This window comes from Streptomyces sp. NPDC051555, from assembly GCF_044454405.1.
In the GTDB taxonomy this organism is placed as follows: domain Bacteria; phylum Actinomycetota; class Actinomycetes; order Streptomycetales; family Streptomycetaceae; genus Streptomyces.
This window is the reverse complement of the sequence record NZ_JBITDP010000018.1, coordinates 35,514-53,780: the sequence shown is the minus strand read 5'-3', so window position 1 is coordinate 53,780 and position 18,267 is coordinate 35,514. Positions and strand designations below refer to the sequence as shown.

17 protein-coding genes and 3 pseudogenes are annotated in these 18,267 nt (G+C 69.1%); 9 read left to right on the top strand and 11 right to left on the bottom strand.

The window, feature by feature from the left end; all coding sequences use genetic code 11:
* The first annotated feature begins 21 nt into the window (after nt 1-21).
* Both ACIBEA_RS30620 and ACIBEA_RS30615 read left to right on the top strand, forming a co-directional pair.
* Nucleotides 22-1,764, top strand: a complete 1,743-nt coding sequence (locus ACIBEA_RS30620; RefSeq protein ID WP_399266434.1) for an FAD-dependent oxidoreductase — start codon at nt 22-24, stop codon at nt 1,762-1,764.
* Nucleotides 1,765-3,726: 1,962 nt separating this feature from the next.
* Nucleotides 3,727-4,206, top strand: coding sequence for a hypothetical protein (locus ACIBEA_RS30615; RefSeq protein WP_399266433.1), 480 nt, complete (start codon nt 3,727-3,729; stop codon nt 4,204-4,206).
* Nucleotides 4,207-4,266: 60 nt separating this feature from the next.
* Here ACIBEA_RS30615 and ACIBEA_RS30610 read toward each other — a convergent pair whose 3' ends face one another.
* The 3 genes from ACIBEA_RS30610 to ACIBEA_RS30600 all read right to left on the bottom strand — a co-directional run bounded on the left by ACIBEA_RS30610 (nt 4,267) and on the right by ACIBEA_RS30600 (nt 5,663).
* The gene (locus ACIBEA_RS30610) at nt 4,267-4,542 is read right to left on the bottom strand and encodes a hypothetical protein (protein WP_399266432.1); all 276 of its coding nucleotides are present in this window, start codon (nt 4,540-4,542) and stop codon (nt 4,267-4,269) included.
* Nucleotides 4,543-4,899: 357 nt separating this feature from the next.
* Nucleotides 4,900-5,397, bottom strand: coding sequence for a hypothetical protein (locus ACIBEA_RS30605; RefSeq protein ID WP_399266430.1), 498 nt, complete (start codon nt 5,395-5,397; stop codon nt 4,900-4,902).
* Nucleotides 5,398-5,423: 26 nt separating this feature from the next.
* The gene (locus ACIBEA_RS30600) at nt 5,424-5,663 is read right to left on the bottom strand and encodes a hypothetical protein (RefSeq protein WP_399266428.1); all 240 of its coding nucleotides are present in this window, start codon (nt 5,661-5,663) and stop codon (nt 5,424-5,426) included.
* 271 nt (nt 5,664-5,934) lie between these two features.
* Between ACIBEA_RS30600 and ACIBEA_RS30595 the strand changes: the two genes are divergently transcribed.
* The 3 genes from ACIBEA_RS30595 (at nt 5,935) to ACIBEA_RS30585 (ending at nt 8,005) form a co-directional block, all read left to right on the top strand.
* Entirely contained in the window at nt 5,935-6,885 is a 951-nt protein-coding gene (locus ACIBEA_RS30595) for an RNA-binding protein (protein ID WP_399266426.1), read from the top strand.
* 141 nt (nt 6,886-7,026) lie between these two features.
* Nucleotides 7,027-7,524 (top strand): transposase family protein, encoded by a 498-nt coding sequence (locus tag ACIBEA_RS30590; RefSeq protein WP_399266424.1) that lies wholly within the window; start codon nt 7,027-7,029, stop codon nt 7,522-7,524.
* Between the two features lie 307 nt (nt 7,525-7,831).
* A complete protein-coding gene (locus tag ACIBEA_RS30585) occupies nt 7,832-8,005 on the top strand; it encodes a CsbD family protein (RefSeq protein WP_399266422.1) in 174 nt (57 codons plus the stop codon).
* A 73-nt stretch (nt 8,006-8,078) separates the two neighbouring features.
* Here the strand turns inward: ACIBEA_RS30585 and ACIBEA_RS30580 are convergent, their stop codons facing one another.
* From ACIBEA_RS30580 to ACIBEA_RS30570, 3 genes and pseudogenes are all read right to left on the bottom strand, one after another.
* On the bottom strand, nt 8,079-8,516 hold the full coding sequence (locus ACIBEA_RS30580) for a DUF2267 domain-containing protein (protein ID WP_399266420.1): 438 nt from the start codon (nt 8,514-8,516) through the stop codon (nt 8,079-8,081).
* A gap of 65 nt (nt 8,517-8,581) precedes the next feature.
* Nucleotides 8,582-8,938 (bottom strand): annotated as a pseudogene (locus tag ACIBEA_RS30575) (DUF2267 domain-containing protein).
* 144 nt (nt 8,939-9,082) lie between these two features.
* Nucleotides 9,083-9,258: pseudogene (locus tag ACIBEA_RS30570) on the bottom strand (Hsp20/alpha crystallin family protein); the annotation flags it as partial.
* Here ACIBEA_RS30570 and ACIBEA_RS30565 point away from each other — a divergent pair.
* The 3 genes and pseudogenes from ACIBEA_RS30565 to ACIBEA_RS30555 all read left to right on the top strand — a co-directional run.
* A pseudogene (locus ACIBEA_RS30565) lies at nt 9,250-9,606 on the top strand (DUF6192 family protein); the annotation flags it as partial. The pseudogenes ACIBEA_RS30570 and ACIBEA_RS30565 overlap by 9 nt on opposite strands.
* 2 nt (nt 9,607-9,608) lie before the next feature.
* A complete protein-coding gene (locus tag ACIBEA_RS30560; RefSeq protein WP_399266417.1) occupies nt 9,609-10,028 on the top strand; it encodes a RacP protein in 420 nt (139 codons plus the stop codon).
* 68 nt (nt 10,029-10,096) lie between these two features.
* Nucleotides 10,097-10,933: an IS5 family transposase gene (locus ACIBEA_RS30555; RefSeq protein ID WP_399266415.1), complete on the top strand. Its 837-nt coding sequence runs from the start codon at nt 10,097-10,099 to the stop codon at nt 10,931-10,933.
* Between the two features lie 8 nt (nt 10,934-10,941).
* Here ACIBEA_RS30555 and ACIBEA_RS30550 read toward each other — a convergent pair whose 3' ends face one another.
* Nucleotides 10,942-11,508: an SMI1/KNR4 family protein gene (locus ACIBEA_RS30550; RefSeq protein ID WP_399266413.1), complete on the bottom strand. Its 567-nt coding sequence runs from the start codon at nt 11,506-11,508 to the stop codon at nt 10,942-10,944.
* 189 nt (nt 11,509-11,697) lie between these two features.
* Between ACIBEA_RS30550 and ACIBEA_RS30545 the strand changes: the two genes are divergently transcribed.
* Nucleotides 11,698-11,955 (top strand): hypothetical protein, encoded by a 258-nt coding sequence (locus ACIBEA_RS30545; RefSeq protein WP_399266412.1) that lies wholly within the window; start codon nt 11,698-11,700, stop codon nt 11,953-11,955.
* Here the strand turns inward: ACIBEA_RS30545 and ACIBEA_RS30540 are convergent.
* From ACIBEA_RS30540 to ACIBEA_RS30525, 4 genes are all read right to left on the bottom strand, one after another.
* The gene (locus ACIBEA_RS30540) at nt 11,950-13,437 is read right to left on the bottom strand and encodes an NF041680 family putative transposase (protein WP_399266410.1); all 1,488 of its coding nucleotides are present in this window, start codon (nt 13,435-13,437) and stop codon (nt 11,950-11,952) included. The genes ACIBEA_RS30545 and ACIBEA_RS30540 overlap by 6 nt on opposite strands.
* A 54-nt stretch (nt 13,438-13,491) precedes the next feature.
* Nucleotides 13,492-14,373 (bottom strand): Ku protein, encoded by an 882-nt coding sequence (locus ACIBEA_RS30535; protein WP_399266535.1) that lies wholly within the window; start codon nt 14,371-14,373, stop codon nt 13,492-13,494.
* A gap of 196 nt (nt 14,374-14,569) precedes the next feature.
* Nucleotides 14,570-16,561, bottom strand: a complete 1,992-nt coding sequence (locus tag ACIBEA_RS30530; RefSeq protein WP_399266408.1) for a calcium-binding protein — start codon at nt 16,559-16,561, stop codon at nt 14,570-14,572.
* Nucleotides 16,562-16,906: 345 nt separating this feature from the next.
* Nucleotides 16,907-18,241, bottom strand: a complete 1,335-nt coding sequence (locus ACIBEA_RS30525) for an alpha/beta hydrolase (RefSeq protein WP_399266406.1) — start codon at nt 18,239-18,241, stop codon at nt 16,907-16,909.
* Nucleotides 18,242-18,267 lie beyond the last annotated feature (26 nt).

Sequence of the window (18,267 nt, the reverse complement as noted above, 5' to 3'; positions counted from 1 at the left end):
CGTTCACGAGGTCCTGGTCCGATGAGCACGGCCGAGCACGAGAACGCTGCCGTCCGCGAGACACCTGACCGGTACGGGGCGTTCCCCCGCCTCACGCCGGAGCAGCTCGAGGACCTGACCGCGCACGGCGAGCGCCGCAGGACCGCCGAGGGCGAGGTGCTCTACCGCGAGGGCGAGCCGTTCCGGGAGTTCCTCGCGATCCTCAGCGGGACCGTCGAAATCCTCCACGACCAGGGCGGCCCCGACGAGCAGACGGTGGCGGTCCACGGACCCGGCAGATTCCTGGGCGAACTCGGGCTGCTGGAAGGCCAGGCAGCGTTCAACACCGCCGTGGTGCGCGAGGCCGGCGAGATCCTGGCCGTACCGGTGGAGCGGCAACGCGCCCTGGTCGGCAGCGACCCCGTCCTCGGCGACCTGATCCTGCGCGCCTACCTGGGCCGCAGGTACCTGCTCATCGGCCTCGGTGCCGGCTTCCGGATCCTGGGGTCGTGCTACTCACGGGACACGCTGCGGCTGCGCGAGTTCGCCGCCCGCAACCGGCTGCCCCACCGCTGGGTGGATCTGGAGAGGGACAAGGAGGCCGAGGCACTGTTGCGCCGGTTCGCCATCCGTCCCGAGGAGACGCCGGTGGTCCTCTGGCAGGGTGAGCGGCTCCTGCGCAATCCGAGCAACGCCGAACTCGCCCGGCTCATCGGTCTGCCAGCCCCCTCGCCCGAGAAAGAACGGTGCGACGTCATGGTGGTCGGTGCGGGCCCCGCGGGACTCGCCGCCGCCGTGTACGGTGCCTCCGACGGCCTCACCACGGTCACCGTCGACGCCGTGGCCACCGGAGGGCAGGCCGCGACCTCGTCCCGCATCGAGAACTACCTCGGCTTCCCGTCCGGCATCTCCGGGGGCGAACTCATCGAACGTGCGGTGCTCCAGGCCCACAAGTTCGGCGCCCGCCTCATGGTGCCGGCGGAGGTCAGCGGGCTCGCCCCGCAGGACGACGAGTACGTCGTCACCTTCACGGACGGATCCCGCGCCCGGGCCGGCGCCGTGGTGCTCGCCTCGGGCGTGCGGTACCGCAGGCTCGAAGTTCCCGGCATCGACCGCCTGGAAGGCATCAGCGTCTACTACGCGGCGACGGTCCACGAGGCCGGCCTCTGCCGGGCGGACCCGGTCGCCGTGGTCGGCGGCGGGAACTCCGCCGGGCAAGCGGCGCTGTTCCTCGCCCACCACGCGTCCGGGGTCCACCTCCTCGTCCGGGGCAGCGACCTCAACGCGGACATGTCGCGCTACCTGGTGGACCAGGTGGAGCAGCACCCCAAGATCGAGGTGTTGCTCCACACCGAGGTCCGGGGCGTCGCCGGGGAGGAGCGGCTGGAGTCGCTGACGGTGGAGGACAACGCAAGCAATGAGCGCCGTGAGCTGCGGGCCGCGGCGCTGTTCGTGTTCATCGGGGCCCGGCCGCGCACGGAATGGCTGGGGGGCGTGCTGGCCCTGGACGAGCGGGGCTTCGTCCTCACCGGCGCCGACGCCCAGGTGCTGGCTGACGCGAACCGGTGGGCCTCGCTGGGCCGCGATCCGCTGCTGCTGGAGACCACCCTGCCCGGGGTCTTCGCCGCCGGCGACGTCAGGAGCGGTTCGGTGAAACGGGTGGCCTCGGCGACCGGTGAAGGCGCCATGGCGATCCGTCTCGTGCACGAGCACCGGGAACGAAGGGGAAACCTGGTCACCGCCGACTCCGAGGGACGCCGGCCGGTAGCGGGCGGGTCCGTGTGAACAGCGCGTCACCGCGGCTTCGCCTCTACGCCGGGGCATCCTCTGAACCCTTGCGATCGCGGAGGTGAGCCGAGGAGGATGGTCCAGTCGTGCGGGTGTCGTCGCAGGGAGTTACGGTCGTTGCTCTCCTGGCGGATCCGGACGCACCGACGGACATCGCGGAGCGCATGGCCCGCATACTTCCTGGTCTGCTCGCCGAAAATGCGGGCCAGGCCCGTCGGTTCGACGTCAAGGTGGTCAGTGAGCCCTTCACCTCGGGCGGAAGTGCGGAGGACCGGGACATCGTGGTGGCCCTCACCGACCTTCCGCTGCACTCCCACGGGCGCAAGATCGTCGTCGATCTGCGTCACGAACACGGCTTGGCGCTGCTGTCCCTTCCCTCCCTGGGGGCCCGCGACTGCAGACGAGGGCTTGGCGGGCCGTGGAAGAAGCCGTGCTCGGCTTGGCGGATCCGCAGGCCACCGGGGCTGAGGGGCATCCGCGGAACCAGCCGCTTCTGGGCCCTTTCGCCGCTCGTCTCGCGCCCATCCGTCCGGGCCAGGTCGGTGAGGAGGAGACCGCCGACCTGCGGTATCAGGTAGCGGCCCTGGCCCGTCGCCGGGACCTGCCGGCCGTCCTCGACGGGCACGTGCCGCTCGGCCCGGACCAGGCCGTGGTACGCCTCGGCGTCCGTCCATGCCGGCGGCGTCGTTGGTGGTGGTCGGCGCCGGACACCGCACGGTGCGGGTGCGGCTGAATGACCCGTACGTGCTCCTGGCCGACGTCGCCGAGGGGGAGGACGGGTTGTCCGGCTGGTCGAGCGCTACCGGTCGGGAGCGGGGGGCCTGCGGATCACGCTGGCCTGGCCAGTGAACATGCAGGGCACGGCTGCTCGGCTCGGGGGAGACGCCCACCACGTGCAGGGTGGGGGCACCCCGGCTACCCACTCCGCACGTGTGGGAGGTGCACTTTTTCACACACTGCAATGCGCCGCTCACTACACGCATCCATGTAGACCCTCATGCAGAGATACATGCAGAGATACATGCACGCAGCCATGCAGAGATGCATACGTAGATACCTACCTAGCTGGGTGCCTGCCCATATCCCTACCGGCCTACCTACGTCCGGGGAGGCCGGCATGCGGGCGTGCGCGCCCGTTCGCCTGTGCATGTGAGGGGCCGCAGGGGTGCCCGCAGTCAGGCATGAGGGACCGGACCGCGCACGGGTGGCGGGTCGGGACGGTCGAGGACCTGGCCGCGATGGTGGACGTCGTGCAGCACCTACGCATCGAGCTGACGGGGTGGGTGGGGACTCACCCGCACGACGGAGGGACATGCCGATGCTGCTGCTGTACCCCGCCGCGGGAACCGGCCCGGACCCGGTCAGCCCCGGCCGCGGGCACGACCGCCCCGTGCTGAGCGACGCGCGCACCGCGATGCTCGACCTGTTCGAGACGGGGGGCAGTCGAACACCCTCGTGGGAAGCCCGGTTCTGCAAGGGGCGGAGGGGGTTCCGGTGGCCCTCCACGCAAGCGTTGACCGGACGCGGTTCGAGCGGGTGGGGGTCCTGAACGGGATCCCCGGTCTGAACATGGGCGCGCCGGGCCGGGACCGGCAGGTCCCGTTGACGGGGGAGTGGTCCGCCGCGGCGCGCGTTCGCGGCCAGGCCGCGCTGTTCCTGTCACCGGTCCCGTGGAGTGGCCCTACGTCCCCGCCGCGTGGTGATCGCGAGCTGAACCTCAAGCTCTGGGCCGCCGAAGGGCAGCGCCGGGGCCGGACTCTTACGCGCTGAGTCCCGTCCGAAGGACGCACTCCTACGGCGGGCCTCACCCGCTGCATTGAATGGAAAAAGATTGAAGGAGCAATGGTCCGAAGGTGGTTGGTGAATCGATATACGGAATGGGGAACTTCTCGCGAATGTCTTCGGAATTTAACGGCTGCGTTGAGATCTGATGTTCTTATTTGATGGCATCATGGATCTATGGCTGAGAAGTCTGAGAAAGGCGGGGCGGATGGAGTGCGTCGGCGTTGGCCGATCGCCTGGATTCTCACTACGGCTGGAATCTCCATCTCCATTGCGATCGGCCTTACCGCGATCTTTCTCCTGCGAAGCCCCGCCTCGGCGGGGAAGAGCGACAACGCGCCCACCTCGCCATCAGCGCAGTACGACAAGCGGCACTCGACCGGTGCCAACGCCGCACCATCGGTCCCGGGCGGGTGCCCGATCGTGAAGGCCGGCGGCGTTCCCGCGCCTTCTGGTGGTGGGGTCCCCGCGCCACAGACGGCTCCGGCAGCGCCCCAGGCCCAGCCGCTGACGGCCTATGCGCAGCCCGCGGCAAGCGGGTGGGACCCCGCGTCGGTCTCCGCTGTCATCGCCGCTGTCTCGGGAGCCGCGATCGGTATCAGTGGACAGGTGATCCTGTGGAAACAGCGCTCCCGCGACGCGGTGCGGCAAAGCTGATCGAACGTCGAAGGCTCGGTCTGGGGGGGGGGCTGAGTCCGGCCCTTCGCAACTGGCGCTTCAGCTGGCCAGCGATGAATGCGTTTGACGAGGCGCAAGTATGGGAACAGGCTTCGCGCGGATCTTCCCGATGGCTTCCGTGAACCCGTCGCAGGGCAGGTTCACTTCGTCGGCTCGGTGAAGTAGCGGGAGTCGCAGCCGTTCGGCCGGCGTGAGTACGACGTGTCTCTTTGTGGTGTCGAGGACGATCTTTCTCTTCGTTCGCACCCGGCGGTAGTCAGGGAGCAGCCGGGTGTTCGGGGAGAGCAGTCGCTCGATGAATACGTGTACGCGCACGCGGCCCGCTTGGTGACCATGCCCATCCCGGTGACCCACGGATAGGCCGAGACCGTGGTCGAGTTGCTCGCCCGGGCGAGCAAGCCCGCGGCGAGTCGGCGGTTCTCCCTCCCCCGGCTGAAGCCCGTCGAGTTCTCGCGGAAGGCGTTGGCCCTTGCCTCTACTCCAGCCTGAGAACCGGCTCCGGATGATGAGCTGACCGCCCTCACGTGACCGGCCCGAGGCTGGGATGCGTTGGGCTGTACGGGGTGCGGCTCTGGCCAGCAGGGCCGCGACGGGGGCCGCACCCCGACAACATCAGCTCCCGCGCTGCATCAGCAGCGCGTCCAGCAGGTGCCGGATCGCCCGGCTACGCACTCAGGCCGGGGTCTTGTCGACCCGGCTGACAATGCAGTGCGCGTCGAGGCTGCGCATGTCCTTGTCGCGGGTCGCGGCCGCTTCGGTGAGGGTGCCGGCCGAAGTCTTTCCTGGCGCCAGGATCGGGACGGACACGGTGGGCACCGTCAGGACCTGCTTGTCCGAGGTCCGCAGGACCGCGAAGGTGATGTCGTACTTCGCGTTACCTTCGGAGTTGCCGTTGGTGATGCGATATGTAAGGCGGACGTCGCCGAGGACATCCGACCTTGGTGTGAGCTCGCACTTGTCAATGGTGACATCCTGTTCACCAAACGTCGTGGTGCTCTCGGGTGACGGAGTTGCCGTCGCCTGATTACCATCGTAGTCGCCGCTGTTGTCAGCCGTTCCCGAGCCGCCGCTCGACGCACTGGTACCAGACCCGGAACGGGTGTGGTTGTCGCAGCTGCCGCCGCGGGACCCCCGCCCTCCGGTCAGAGTGACGAGGGCGACGAGGAACACGGCTATCGAGCGCGCATGGCGAGACTTCACTGGATCCCCTGGTGAGTGAACAGACTGTCAAAACCATAATTGAGCACCGCGTCACCTTCGGTCTGCTTGCCGTTCGCAGAGCTGACGCAGGTGTCGCCCGACGGCGTCTTCTCGCCGCCGCACTCGTCAGGCGAACCTTGGAATCCGAACCGGACGAGGGCCGCGCTGATGGCGAGGAAGACGAGGCTCCCGAGGAAGTCCTGCGCGGGGGTGTTCCTTCTGCCTGCTGAGGTCATGACGTACAGCCTTCCGGTCCTAGGCGTGGGCGCCGACCACGAGAGTGGCGCTGACCAGGGGGGTCGTACAGGCCATGCGCCCGGCCATCGGTGACCGGCGGCCACAGAGCGTTCGGCGAACAAGCCCGTCTGGCTGTGGTGGTCGGTCACCAGCGCCGCCTGGCCTCTGAGCGGGATAGATGGCCCGCAGGGGCAGCTTCTGGATCAGCCTGATCAAGCTCTTTGACTGGGGAACTACGCTGGCACTCCTTCTGACCGTTCAGGGAGCAGCGTGCCGCCGTCCTACGTTCATCGCATCACCAAGTACGCCCCTGCCGACCGTGACCAGAACGGCTCCTACACCGGAGCCGAGGGCACGGTCAGCGACCACGGACCGGTCGAAGCGGCGTACCTGGCGGCCATCGCCGCCTTCGCGGAGGCCTCGGACATCGACCGGCTGGAGATCCGCGACCCTGAGGTCACCGTCTTCGGCCACTTCGGGTTGGAGCCGCCGGTTGGGGGGCACGGCCTCGGCGGGCTCTTCCCGCCCGACCTCACCGGCTACCACGACGGGGCCGAGATCTCCCTTCCGGTCGCCCTGGAGCTGGTCCGGGCCATGCTGCGCGAGCGGGGCGCCTGGTGTCGGCTGGAGGCGGACGACGAGTTCACCGTGCACGTCGGGTGGGATCAGTACGTGTATGTGGGCAGCAACCGGCCCTGCGAGGAAGCCGTGGCTCGTACGCGGGAACTCGGCCTCTTCCCGGAACCGCTGACGGCCTCCCCCTACGCGGCTGAGTTCGACGAGGCGGAAGTGACGGAGCCGGCCGACGAGGACTTCTGGACGCGCGTGCGCACCGCGCTTGCCTCACGGCTGACGCTGCTCCTCGAGGAGACCTACGTCCGCAACGCCGCACGCTGGCACCGCCTCACGCCGGACAACTTCGACACCGTGCGCGCCACTCTCGGCCCGCGTGCCCTGCTGACGATCTGGCCCGACCTGACCCCGGACGTCGGGTCGGTACTCGCCGCGCTGCCCGAGGAGGACTACGTGGAGTTCGTCTGGGAAGCGCAGGACAGGACGATCAGCCACGCGATCGTCGACAGCACCGAGTACCAGCAGCTCGCCACCCGAGTGGCCGATGCCCAAGCGGCCTGCGCCCTTCCCCTGTACCAAGACGAACGCCACCCGCTGCTCCGCGCCGTCCTGCCGGACAGCGACGGAGCGCTGCGCGCCCGCTGGTAACCCGGTTCGCGCCACTAACGAGCTCGTGCATGGTTGGCGGTGCGACACTGGCTCGTGATCCCTGATCACGTTTGTGTGGTGGGGAACGGGACTTGTGCACTGATCGTCAGCGACCGGAGGATCACAGGGCTGTCGCCCAATGTGATCGCCGAACTGGTCGCGGAGGTCGGTCCGTTATGGCATGAAGGGCATCAGGCGGGGCTGGAGTCCAGGCCACGTCAGCGGGCCGTCGGCGCCGGCGCGAAGCATCGGCTGGTCTTCATCGATCGGCTCCTGGCCACGCTCGTTCACCTTCGCCACGGTGTCACTCACGACGTACTGGCCTGCTGGTTTGGCGTTGACCGCTCCACGATCACCCGGGCGAGTGGCGAGGTCCGGCCCCTGCTCGCCACCCGGGGCTGCACCATCGCGGCCGGCATCCGGCTCCGCACGCTCGCCGAAGTCATCGACCACCTCGGCGTCAGCGGACAGACCGGGATCATCGACGGCACCGAGATCCGGGTCCGCAGGCCCGCGGCCAGCCGCAATGACCGGGAGAAGTTCATCTCCGGCAAGAACAAGCAGAACGCCGTCAAGGCCATGGTCCTCACCGACGCCGACGGCAGGTTCCTGTTCTGCAGTCCAGCCCAGCCGGCCTAAAGAACTGGCGAGCACTCGCCCGCCACCAGGCCCACGCGAGCACATGAGCGACACCATCCAAGCCATCGCCGGACTGCTCTCACACCAGCAGACCACTACAGGCGGCGGCTGGCAACGACAGTGACCACCAGGTCGAACCTCACCTTTCGACGTTGCACCGCCAACCATGCACGAGCTCGTTAGGGTGTCGGGGCCGTGTCGGGTTGTCCGCTCTTCTCCGGCGATGCACAGTCGGCCGTTTGGGATCGATCCCTGCGGTCATACGGGGTTCCGTAAGACTTTTCCGTTGAGTAGGGAGTGATCAGCTGTGTCTGGTGAGCAGAAGGCCGAGGCGAAGGTCGAGCAGGCCAAGGGCAAGCTCAAGGAGACCGCTGGGCGCCTGACGGGCAACGAGCGGCTGACCGCCGAGGGCCGCGCGGAGCAGGCGAAGGGCGACGCGCGCGAGGCCAAGGAAAAGATCAAGGACGTCTTCAAGCGCTGACCTTCGCGGGCACGGGGCCGGGACCGCATGAGCGGTCCCGGCCCCGCCGCGTTCGCGCCCAGCCGGGAGTCAGTCAGCCGGCGGCGTACGCGGGCTGTCGCAGCTGCGCCTGACCGAAGAGGAGAGCGTAGCCGTCGAGCAGCCGGCCAAGGATCCGGGCGAGGAGGTCGGGGCCGAGCAGGCGGGTGACGACGGCGCCGGTGTCCCAGCGTGCGACGGCCGGGCCGACGTGGGTGCGGGCCGCCTGGTCCTTCACGAAGCCCCAGCCGGTGAGCTGTTCGGTATTGGGGATCTGGGCAGTCAGGGAGAGGGCGGCCTCGACGGGCAGGCACTGCGCGAGGTCGACGCGTTCGTCGCCGGTCAGTTGGCGGCCGAGGGCGCCCAGGACGGTGCGGACCGCCTCTTCGGCGCGTTCGCGGGTGGGGTAGGCGCCTTCGTAGCGCACGCGTTCCAGCATCTGCTCGTAGGTCATGGCGTGGGTGGACTCGTTTGGTCGAGGCTGGTCGTACATGGCTGCGGTTGCCTTTCTTCTCGGAGGGCCGAAACGGCTGAGCGGGTGGGCCGGATGGCCCGGGGTCAGATCGGCTGGGGGTAGCCGAAGAGACGGTCGTAGCCGGGCGGGAGCTGGATCAGGACCTCGCGGGTGAGGACCTCGTCAGCGGCGGCCGCGACCGTGGAGAGGACCGCGCCGATGTCCCATAGGGCCGTCCGCTCGGTGGAGCCCTCGATCCAGGTCGCGGTCGCGCGGACGAACCGCTCGAGTGAGAGCGGTGCTGCGGCCTGCAGCGGGTTCAGCAGTTCGGGAAGCCGCGCGGCAAGCTCGGCTCGACGCTGCCCCCCAAAATGCGCACCCAGTAGGGCCAGGACGACGCGGGCAACGCGGTCGTCCTCATCCGCGGTTTCCTACTCGCCCTGTTCCTGGACGTGGGCCAGGAATGACTCCTGCGCGTCGACATCACCTCACCTCCGGGAACGGGAAGGGGCGAAAGGGGCGAAGGGGTCAAGGGGGGCGGAGGGCGGGGTGCCGAGGGGGAAGGGGCTCTTCCCGCCCTCCGCTACCGACTGATGAGTGAGTGTTCAGCCGAGGATCTGCTTGCAGCCGGACTCGCCGCCGATGCTGACCTTGCGGGGCTTGGCGCGCTCGGCGATCGGAATGCGCAGGGTCAGGACACCCGCGTCGTAATCGGCCGCGAGATGCGCTCGGTGTCGAGGGTGTCGGCCGGGACGATCTAGTGGGAGAAGACGCCTTCCGGGCCATGGGCGACGACACTGCCCGCCACCAGGTCAACCACGCCCAGGTCGAACGCGGCCGCCAGGCCCGCGAGAACTTCGAACGGACCAGCCCCGTCGCACCGGCCGTCAAGCAGATCAACCGCACGGTCGAGTTCCTCGACCTGGTCACCGCCTGCCATTCCTTCGTCGCCGCGGCCGGCCGGGCCGTCCCTGGACTGCGGGACCGCCAGCTGACCGAGGACGAACAGGGCATCGTCCACCAGAACATCGCCAAGGTCAGGGCCACCCTCGACTGGATCGAGAACGCCGTCGACACCGGCAAGGTCGATATGGACGACGAGCTCGCCGCTCTTCTCCGAGGCCAGTAGCCATGCCCCGCGCCTCACGGCGCCGGGGCGACGCCGCTCTGCGACACGCAGACACTCTCCGGTTCGTGCTCTTCGAAGCACGCCCGGCCGGACTCCTCTTCCACCAGCTCACCCGCGCCAGCGACCTCACCCCCAGCCAGGCGAGGGCCGGCCTGGCCGCCCTCAGGGACGTCATCGCAGACCAGGGGTGGCCACCACTGATCTGGAGCAGGTCCGACGGCTACCAGCTCGGAGCCGAATGGGCCGCGCTGGAAGCCTACGAACGAAAGGTGATCAAGGAGAAGCTCACCGAGTTCCGCCGGTTCATCACCGGCACCGTCGCACCCCACGCCGCCGCCCACCCGGGCGACAAGTGGGTCCGCCACATCACCGCCCAGCTCAACTCGATCGAGTCCACCCTCGACCTCGTCAACAGCTACTAACCCTGTTCGCTGCCCGGGTCCCGGCCTTCGGCCGGGCCCGGGCAGCACCAGTTTGAAGGCCCACAACCATGCGCCGACGCCTCTACCCCTCCGACACCACCGACGCCGAATGGGCCCTGCTCGAACCCCTGCTGCCCGTCCCAGCCTGCGAGACCACCGTCGGTGGCCGGCCCGAGAAACACGACCGGCGCGAGATCGTCGACGCGATCCGCTACGTCGTCGACACCGGCTGCAAGTGGCGAGCCCTGCCAGCGGACTACCCGCCCTGGCGGACCGTATGGGGCTTCATCGAACGCTGGGCCGCCCGCGGGATCATCAACCAGATCCGCGATGCCCTCGCGCAACGGATCCGCCGCGACATTGGCAAAGGCCCTCGCGCGGTCGCCACCGTCATCGACTCCCAGTCCGTCAAAGCCGCCGAGACCGTCGGCCGGAACTCACGCGGCTACGACGCGGGCAAAAAGATCAACGGCCGCAAACGCCACATGGTCGTCGACACCCGCGGCCTGCCTCTGCTCGTCATGGTCACCCCCGCCGACCTCCACGACAGCCACGCGGCCAAGGAAGTCCTCTTCCGCCTCCGCCTCATGCATCCCGAGATCACCATCGTCTGGGCGGACTCCGCCTACGCGGGCAAGCTCGTGACCTGGGCAAAGAAGTACCTGGGCCTGACGATCAAGACCGTCAGCAGGCCCAAGGGCTCCTCAGGCTTCGTCATCCTGCCCCGCCGCTGGGTCGTGGAACGAACCTGGTCCTGGATGATGCGGGCCCGCAGACACGTACGCGACTACGAACGGCTCATCCAGCACTCCGAAACGCTCATCACCTGGGCAGCCATCACCCTCATGACCCGCCGCATCACCAAGACGCGCAAGCCCCCAGAGCGATTCTCGCCCATGCTCTGAGCCGGCAGTCAGGAATCGGTGACCTCTGGGCTGACCGGGGGCAGGGCCCAAGGTTCCAGCGTTCCGTCACAGAGCTCGGCCAGGAACTGCACTACTCCACCTTCGTAGTGCCACCAGCCTCCGTTCCGAGACGCGACGGTGACCCGCCATTGCTGCGGGCCGTGCTCGATGGAGCTCCACAAGAACCGGTCGCCCTCGGCTGACTCACCCCAGGGCAGCAAGCCGCCAGGCGCCGGATAAGGGAGGCGCAGGTCGGCGGCATCATCAGAGTCCCACCAGTCCCGATCGTCCCGCATCGCCCGAAGGCGGTAGATCTCCCTGCCCGGATCGGGAAGGCTGACGAGGAGGAAGTCGTCGAGCGCGAAAGCGGGATACCGCTCGGCCAGGGACTTGAAGTCGGCAGGCAAGATGACGCCGAGGCCGCCCTCGATGACAGTCCAGTCAAGCCCCGCGGGCTCCGGCCTTCGGTGATCTACGAGCCCTGGAACAGCACCCTCCAACGTGGCGATCGCCTCGTCAGGATCAAGAATCCTGCGGACCGGTGCCTGAGTGCCGATGAAGTCGTCATCAATCATGGCGAGCAGAGTGCCAGATCGCTCCGACAAGCAGTTCAGCCAGGTCTGATCGCTCTCAGGATGGGCCGCCACCCACAGGCAGGGCACCCCGAGGGCGTCAGACCGTCCGGGCTCGGGCAGCTCCAGATTGCAAACAGGCAGTCAGCTTGCCGTTTAACGCCGTGGCCAGTTCGCGCATACCGTAGGTGCGTGAACTACATCAACACCGAGACCCTTGGGTGGGACCTCATAGGCTGGGACAGTGACGAGCAAGCTGCGCACGTCACCAGCCTCAACCGTGTCGAAATTTTGAGGATCCGGGACCTGTTTCCCGGCCGGGACGACGACTTCCTTGAGACGTTGGTCTACGAGGTGCCGCCCGCTCTGTACGCGGCAATGCAAGGGACCCTTTCGCACCTGGAGTTCCGCGAAGGGCTGGAATACCAGATCGGTGGCTTCCTCCTATAAGTCTGAACTCGCTGGTCCACCCGTGCGTCGGGGCTTGGTGCCGACCTGGTGGTGGGCGGGTCTGGTGTAGGGCTCGCCGGTGGCGAGGACGCGTCCGACGTCATAGCGGATGGCAGGTCGCTGGTTCTTCGAGCCGAGCGGGCGGCCAGGGCCGGGGCGGGTGGGTTTTGGTGCACCGGCTGGATTGCCGGTCTTCGCGCGCAGGTTCCTGAACCCGCGCCGGACCCGGGCAGGGGTGAGTCTGTTCGGTTCCGCCGGCCTCTCCCACGGACGGCGCAGATCACGCGCGAGGGGGCGGGCGAGGCGGAGTTGAGCGTGTGCGGCAAGGACGAGCCAGGTCCAGCGGTGGGCGGCTTGCGAGTCCCGGAGCTTGGGCCGGGTCCAGCCGAGGGTCTGCTTGAGGAGCCGGAAGGTGTGCTCGACGTCGAAGCGCCTCAGGAAGGACTGCCAGCACCGGTCGACGTCCTGCGTGGTGGCGCCGGTGCCAGACCACCACAGCCAGACGGGCTTGTTCACCCCGCCGCTGGGCAGCTTCTCGACCGACAGGCGGATCACGGTGCCCTCGATGACCGGCAACGGCCCCTCGTGGTCGAGCCATGCCGCTCGCCGGGTCAGCCGGGGGTGGAGCCTGTCCCAGGCCTGTGCGGTCGCCGCCCCGTACCGGTCGGTGTTGGTGACGGTCACGGCGGTGACCTCGCCCCAGGTCTCAGGCCGTCCGAAGACGAACTCGCCTCCGTGCTTGGGCGGGCGTCCGCCCTGCGGCGGGCAGATCCACGGCACCGGGACCGGCTTGCGCATCACCCGGTCCGAGCGCAGTCGGCCGAGAACCTCGACGGGCAGGTCGGCCAGGATGTGGGCGATGCGGGGCGCGTCGTAGCCCGCATCCAGCACGACCAAGACCTCTGGATCCCCGTCCCGCCACTGGCCGGCGGCCAGGAGACGTAGGACGACGTCGCGGACTTGCTCGGCGGTGACGGCGGCCAGGTCGGCGCCGGGCTCCAGCCGGATGGCGTCTAGAAGAGCGGTCCACGAAGTCCGGCCCTTCTCCAGCGCGGCGACGATCGAGTACGGCCAGCCGGGCACCATTTGATGCTTGCCCAAGCCCCGGCCGAAGGTATGGCAGAAGGAGCGGTCCGAGGAGGTGTCGGCGTCCGGCCGCAACCACGGCGAGACGTCCACCGCCAGTACCAGCCGCCCGTCACCGGCCCGGGGAAGCGGGACACTGGCCAGTGCCCGCCGCAGCCGTCCGACGTCGATCCGACCGCGGTTGATCCCGGAGTACAGGGCCCCGTGCCCACGCCGATGCTCAGGAGCGAGCGCCAGGTCCACCAGGGTGCGGACCGGACCGTCGGTACACAGCAACGCGTCGCACAGCTCAAACAGGGCATCGCCCCGCGCGGTCATGCACGCGTACAACTCCGAGCGGAACTCCGCCAGCACCGTCAATGCGTCTCGTTGAACCTCGTGCTCGACCAGTCCCACGATCCCGGCCTCCGTACTGCGCTGTCGCTCAGCACAGGATCGGCCCGCGGCGCCTCACACCGCTGGTGAACTGGGAAAACACCGAACAAGTTCGACCCTCGTTCGACGCCGGACCATAAACGACAAGGTCAGCGATTGCAGGGTGCGGTCCTTGGAGGTGATGCGCTTCTTCGCGGGCGCGGCCTTCTTCTCCGGCTGGCCGGCCGCGGTGGTGGCCTGTGTGCCGGTGTTTTTGGGGCTGCGGGCTCGTTCGATGCTGGCGCGCAGGGCTTCCATGAGGTCGATGGTGCCGGTTGCCTTGGCCGCGGGCTCGGCTTTCTCCACCATCTCGCCGGCCTTCTTCGCGTCGATGAGGGCGGTGACCTTCTCCTGGAAAGTGTCTCGGTAGGCCTCGGGGTCCCATTGTGCGGCGAGCGCGTTGATCAGCTGCTCGGCCATCTTCATCTCCTTCTCGGAGACCTTCGTGGTGGCGGGCAGGTCGGGGAGTTCCTTGTGGGGGTCGCGGATCTCGTCGGCCCAGTGGAGTGTGTGGAGGGTCAGGATCCCGAGGGTGTCGTCGGCTTTGAGGGTGACGAGGTACTCGCGGCCGCGCATCACGAAGGTGGCGACGCCGGCCCGGTTCGCCTTGGAGAGCGCCTTGTGTAGAGGGGCGTACACCTTGCCGTACTGCGTACTGCGTACTGCGTACTGCGTACTGCGTACTGCGTACTGCGTGCCGCGGGGGCCGAGGTAGTAGGTCTTGTCGAAGAAGATCGGTTCGACGTCGTCGGGGTCGACGAAGCTGGTGATCTCCAGGGCCTGGGAGCGGCCGGGGGCGATCTCGTCCAGCTCGGCCGGTTCGACCAGGACGTACTCCTCGCCGGTGTCGAAGCCCTTGACGATGTCGTCGAGCTCGACCTCTTTGCCGGTGCGTTCGTTCACGCGCCGGTTGCGGATCCCTGACCTTCGACGCAGGGGTTCGCCGGGAACACATCCCCGACTTCCTGGTGGCCACGGCGGGGGCGACGCCGCTGCTCGATGTCCGCCCGGCGCACCTCGTGAAGGAGTCGCATCTGCCCGGCGGGGCTGCGCCCCGGCGCCGGCCAGGGTTTCGCCCGGCCGGCGCTGGTGGGGGTGCGCGGTTGGCTATCCGTCAGGGGCAGCTGATGCGGGTGTCGCCGGTATCGGTGGTGCAGGTGTCGAAGCCGGAGCCGCCGTTGGCGGTGTCGTTGGCGCTCACGCCGTCGGTGGTGGTCAGGCGGTCGTTGCCGTAGTAGCCCGTGAGGACGTCGTTGCCGCGGTCGCCGTTCATGGTGTCGTCACCGAAGCCGCCGTCGAGGTTGTCGTTGCCCGGGCCGCCGTAGACAGTGTCGTTGCCGAACCCCGCACGCACGGTGTCGTTGCCGGAGAGTGCGCAGATGACGTCGTTGCCGTAGCCACCGGTGAGGGTGTCGGTGCCGGACGTGCCGACGATCGTGCAGCCCCGGGCGTTGTTGACCGAGGTGGTGGCGGTGGCGCTGTTGTCGCCGGTGTTCGGGTCCTGCGGGGAGCCGGTCACGGACGCGGTGTCCCGGAGGGTGCCGGTCGTGCGCGGTTCGGCGGTCACGGTGACCGTGGCGCTCGCGCCGGGGGCCAGGTTGCCCAGGGCGCAGGTCGCGCCCGTCGCGGTGGTGGTGCAGGTGCCCTGGGAGGGCACGGCCGAGATCAGGGTGCCGCCGGCTCCGGAGAGGGAGTCGGTCAGGGAGACGCCCGTCGCGGTCGTCGTGGAGGAGGCGGCGTTGGTCACCCGGACCGTGTACGTCGCCTGGTCGCCGATGCTCACCGTTGCCGTACCGGACTTGGTGACGGACAGGTCCGCCGACTGCGGCGGGGGCGTGGTGCCGCCACCGCCGAGGTAGCGGGCCACGCCGCGGTCGGCGGCGAGGCTGTTGGCCTGGCCGATGACCCCGCCGGCGACGATCTTCCCGTCGGGTTGCAGGGCCACTTGGGAGGCCTGCTCGGACGGGCCGCCGAAGTCGGTCGTCAGTCGGCCGTCGCCGTCGAAGGAGGTGTCCGCGGCGCCGTTGGTGTTGTACCGGGCCAGCGCCCAGTCGCCCGCGTATCGGCCCGCGACAACGATCCGGCCGTCGGACTGTAGGGCGACGTCCGAGGCGTCGGCGATGTCCGGTCCGAAGGTGGTGGTGACCCGGCCGGCGCTGCCGAACGTCGGGTCCAGGGCGCCTCCGGCGGTGAATCGCGCCAGCCCGAAGACGTTGTCATCGCCGGTCGCGACGACGATCCGGCCGTCGGACTGCAGGGCCACGCCCCGGGCCCTGGCTCCGAAGCCGGGGGTCGCCCGGCCGTCGCCGTCGAAGGTGGGGTCGAGGCTGCCGTCGGTGTTGTAGCGGGCGAGCGTGACGCCGCCGGGGCCGGCCCCGGCGACGACGACCCGGCCGTCGGGCTGGAGGGCCAGGTCGGCGGCCGAGGCGAAGGTTCCGCCCGGGAAGGTGGTGACGGCCTTGCCGTCGCCGTCGAAGGCCGGATCCAGGGAGCCGTTGGCGTTCCAGCGGACCACAACCCAGCTCGCGAAGCTCTGGCCGGCCGCCACGATGCGGCCGTCGGGCTGCACGGCCACGGTCATGGCGGTCTCGATCGCGTCCGGGTCGATGTCGGTGACCGCCCTGCCGCCGGTGCCGAAGGTCGTGTCGAGGCTGCCGTCGGGGTTGTAGCGGGCGGCCACCCAGTCGCCGTAGCCGGCGATCGAGGTGGACCCGCCGACCGCGATGATCTTGCCGTCGGGTTGCAGGGCCAGGGCCCTGGCCTCGTCGTTGTTGAAGTCGAAGTCGGTGTTGACGATGCCGTCGCCGCCGAAGGTCGTGTCCAGGCTGCCGTCGGCGTTATGGCGCACCAGTACGAAGTCGCCGCTGGTCTCGTCGAAGTAGCCGTCGCCCACCGTGATGATCTTGCCGTCGGGCTGGACGGCCATGCCCGAGACGTTCTCGTAGCTGGTCACGTCCGTGACGACCTTGCCGTCGCCGCTGAAGGCGGGGTCCAGATCGCCGGGAGCGGCCGCGGCCGCCGTGGGCAGGCCGAGTACGAGCGCCAGGGCGGCTGCGCTGGCGGCTCCGGCGCGCCCGGCCCGGCGCCGTGGGGAGTGCTGGGGCATGCGCGAACCACTTCCGTCCGTCGGTTCCTTGGGTGCCCCAGCTTTCTGGAACACCGGGTCGGGACGGGGCCGCGGCGGGCCGGGGCTGCGCCCACTGGACCGCCGTGTTTCACCCCCAGGAGTGACGGACCGGTCATCCGAACGGCCCGGTACGGGCCCGCCGTCAGCCGTAGCGGCCGGCAAAGGGACCCAGGTGCAGATCAGCGGGGCCTTTTGATGTTGGTTCTCACTGTCACGGAAGTGAGAGAACGGGGCCTGTCCACTGTCGTCGGGTGAGAGACGCGCAGGTAGCCCACCTCCACGAAGGCGAGAGGTCGCATACGCCGGTGCCGGGCTGCGACGTCTTCATTTGTGGTCGCGCATGAAGGTAGGGATCTCGTCGCGGGTCGGGTAGTTCGGCAGGGGTGCCGGCTTGTCCTGAAGGAACGCAGTGATGACGGCGGCGGCTCGGTCGTTGTTGTCGTCGAGGCCGTTCCACATGTGGTGTCCGACTCCGGGCATGTGCTGCGTGCGCTGGATGGCGGGGTCATTGGCGAGGACGGCGGTCGCCCATTGACGGACCTGGGAGGAGCATTCGGAGATCATCAGCATCGCGGGGGTCCGGGACTGGCTCAGTAGCGGTGCGACGGAGGGCGAGTCCTTGACTGTCTGCTGGACGCGGAGGCTGGCGGCGGGGCTGAAGGAGAAGCTCTGTTCGGTGTCCTCGCTGGGGATGCGGTGCGCGTCGCCCGCGCAGTAGGCGGATGCGGTGTCGCTGCCGAGGTCTGCGGCGGTGAAGGCGTTGGCGCCTTCGGCCTGTCCGATCAGTCCGGTGCCGGGGCTGAGGAGCCCGAGTCGCATGAGGCCGAATGCCACGGCGTACCGGGGGACATCCGTCGATCGCGGTCCGGTCGGGTTCGGGGCGAGGCCTTGTGCGGATGCTCGGCCCTTGTGCCCGGTGATGTGTGCGGTGGGGCCGTCCATGGGCCCGGGCTCGGCGATGATCGCCCGGTGCAGGCGTGCGGCGACGCCTGGGTCGGCCAGGGCTCGGGTGAGCACGACTCCGCCCCCGGAGAATCCGAGGATGTCGACCTCGCCCTTGTCCAGGCGGTCGACGAAGGCGCCGAGGTCACGGACCGCCCTGGAGATCGTGTACTGGTCCATGGGGAGCAGGTCGCTTCGTCCGCCGCCGGCCTGTTCGTAGGCGTAAACGTCGTAGCCGTGGCGTGCCAGGAGTTGCAGAAAGGTGTGGTCTTGCGCCGAGATGCCGCGGATGGGTCCTCCGTGGAGGTACACGAACGGGACGGGATGCCGGGGGCCGGGGTTCGCGGGCGGGTAGTGATACACCGCGACCCGGCTGCCCGTGGCCAGGCTCCAGTGCTGAGTGGACACGAACGGCAGCGCGGGCGGATACCGCCGGGCCGTCGGTGCGGTCGGGATGCAGACCGCCGCCGTCAACGCCGCCGCGACGACCACCGGCAGGAACGGCACGAGCCGCGCCGGCCGGGTGCGGTGCCGCCCCCGCCACAGCGCGAGGACGGTCCCGGTACCGAGGGTCGTCAACCACGCCGCGAGCCCCGAACCCGCCCCGTCCGTGAGTGCGATCAGTGCGAGGAAGACGACGACCAGCGCCGCAACGGCGGCCAGGGCCAACAGCAGGCGTCCGGTGAAGCGGACGAGACGTATGGCGGACGTGGGCACGGCGGACCTCCGACAGTTTCAGAACG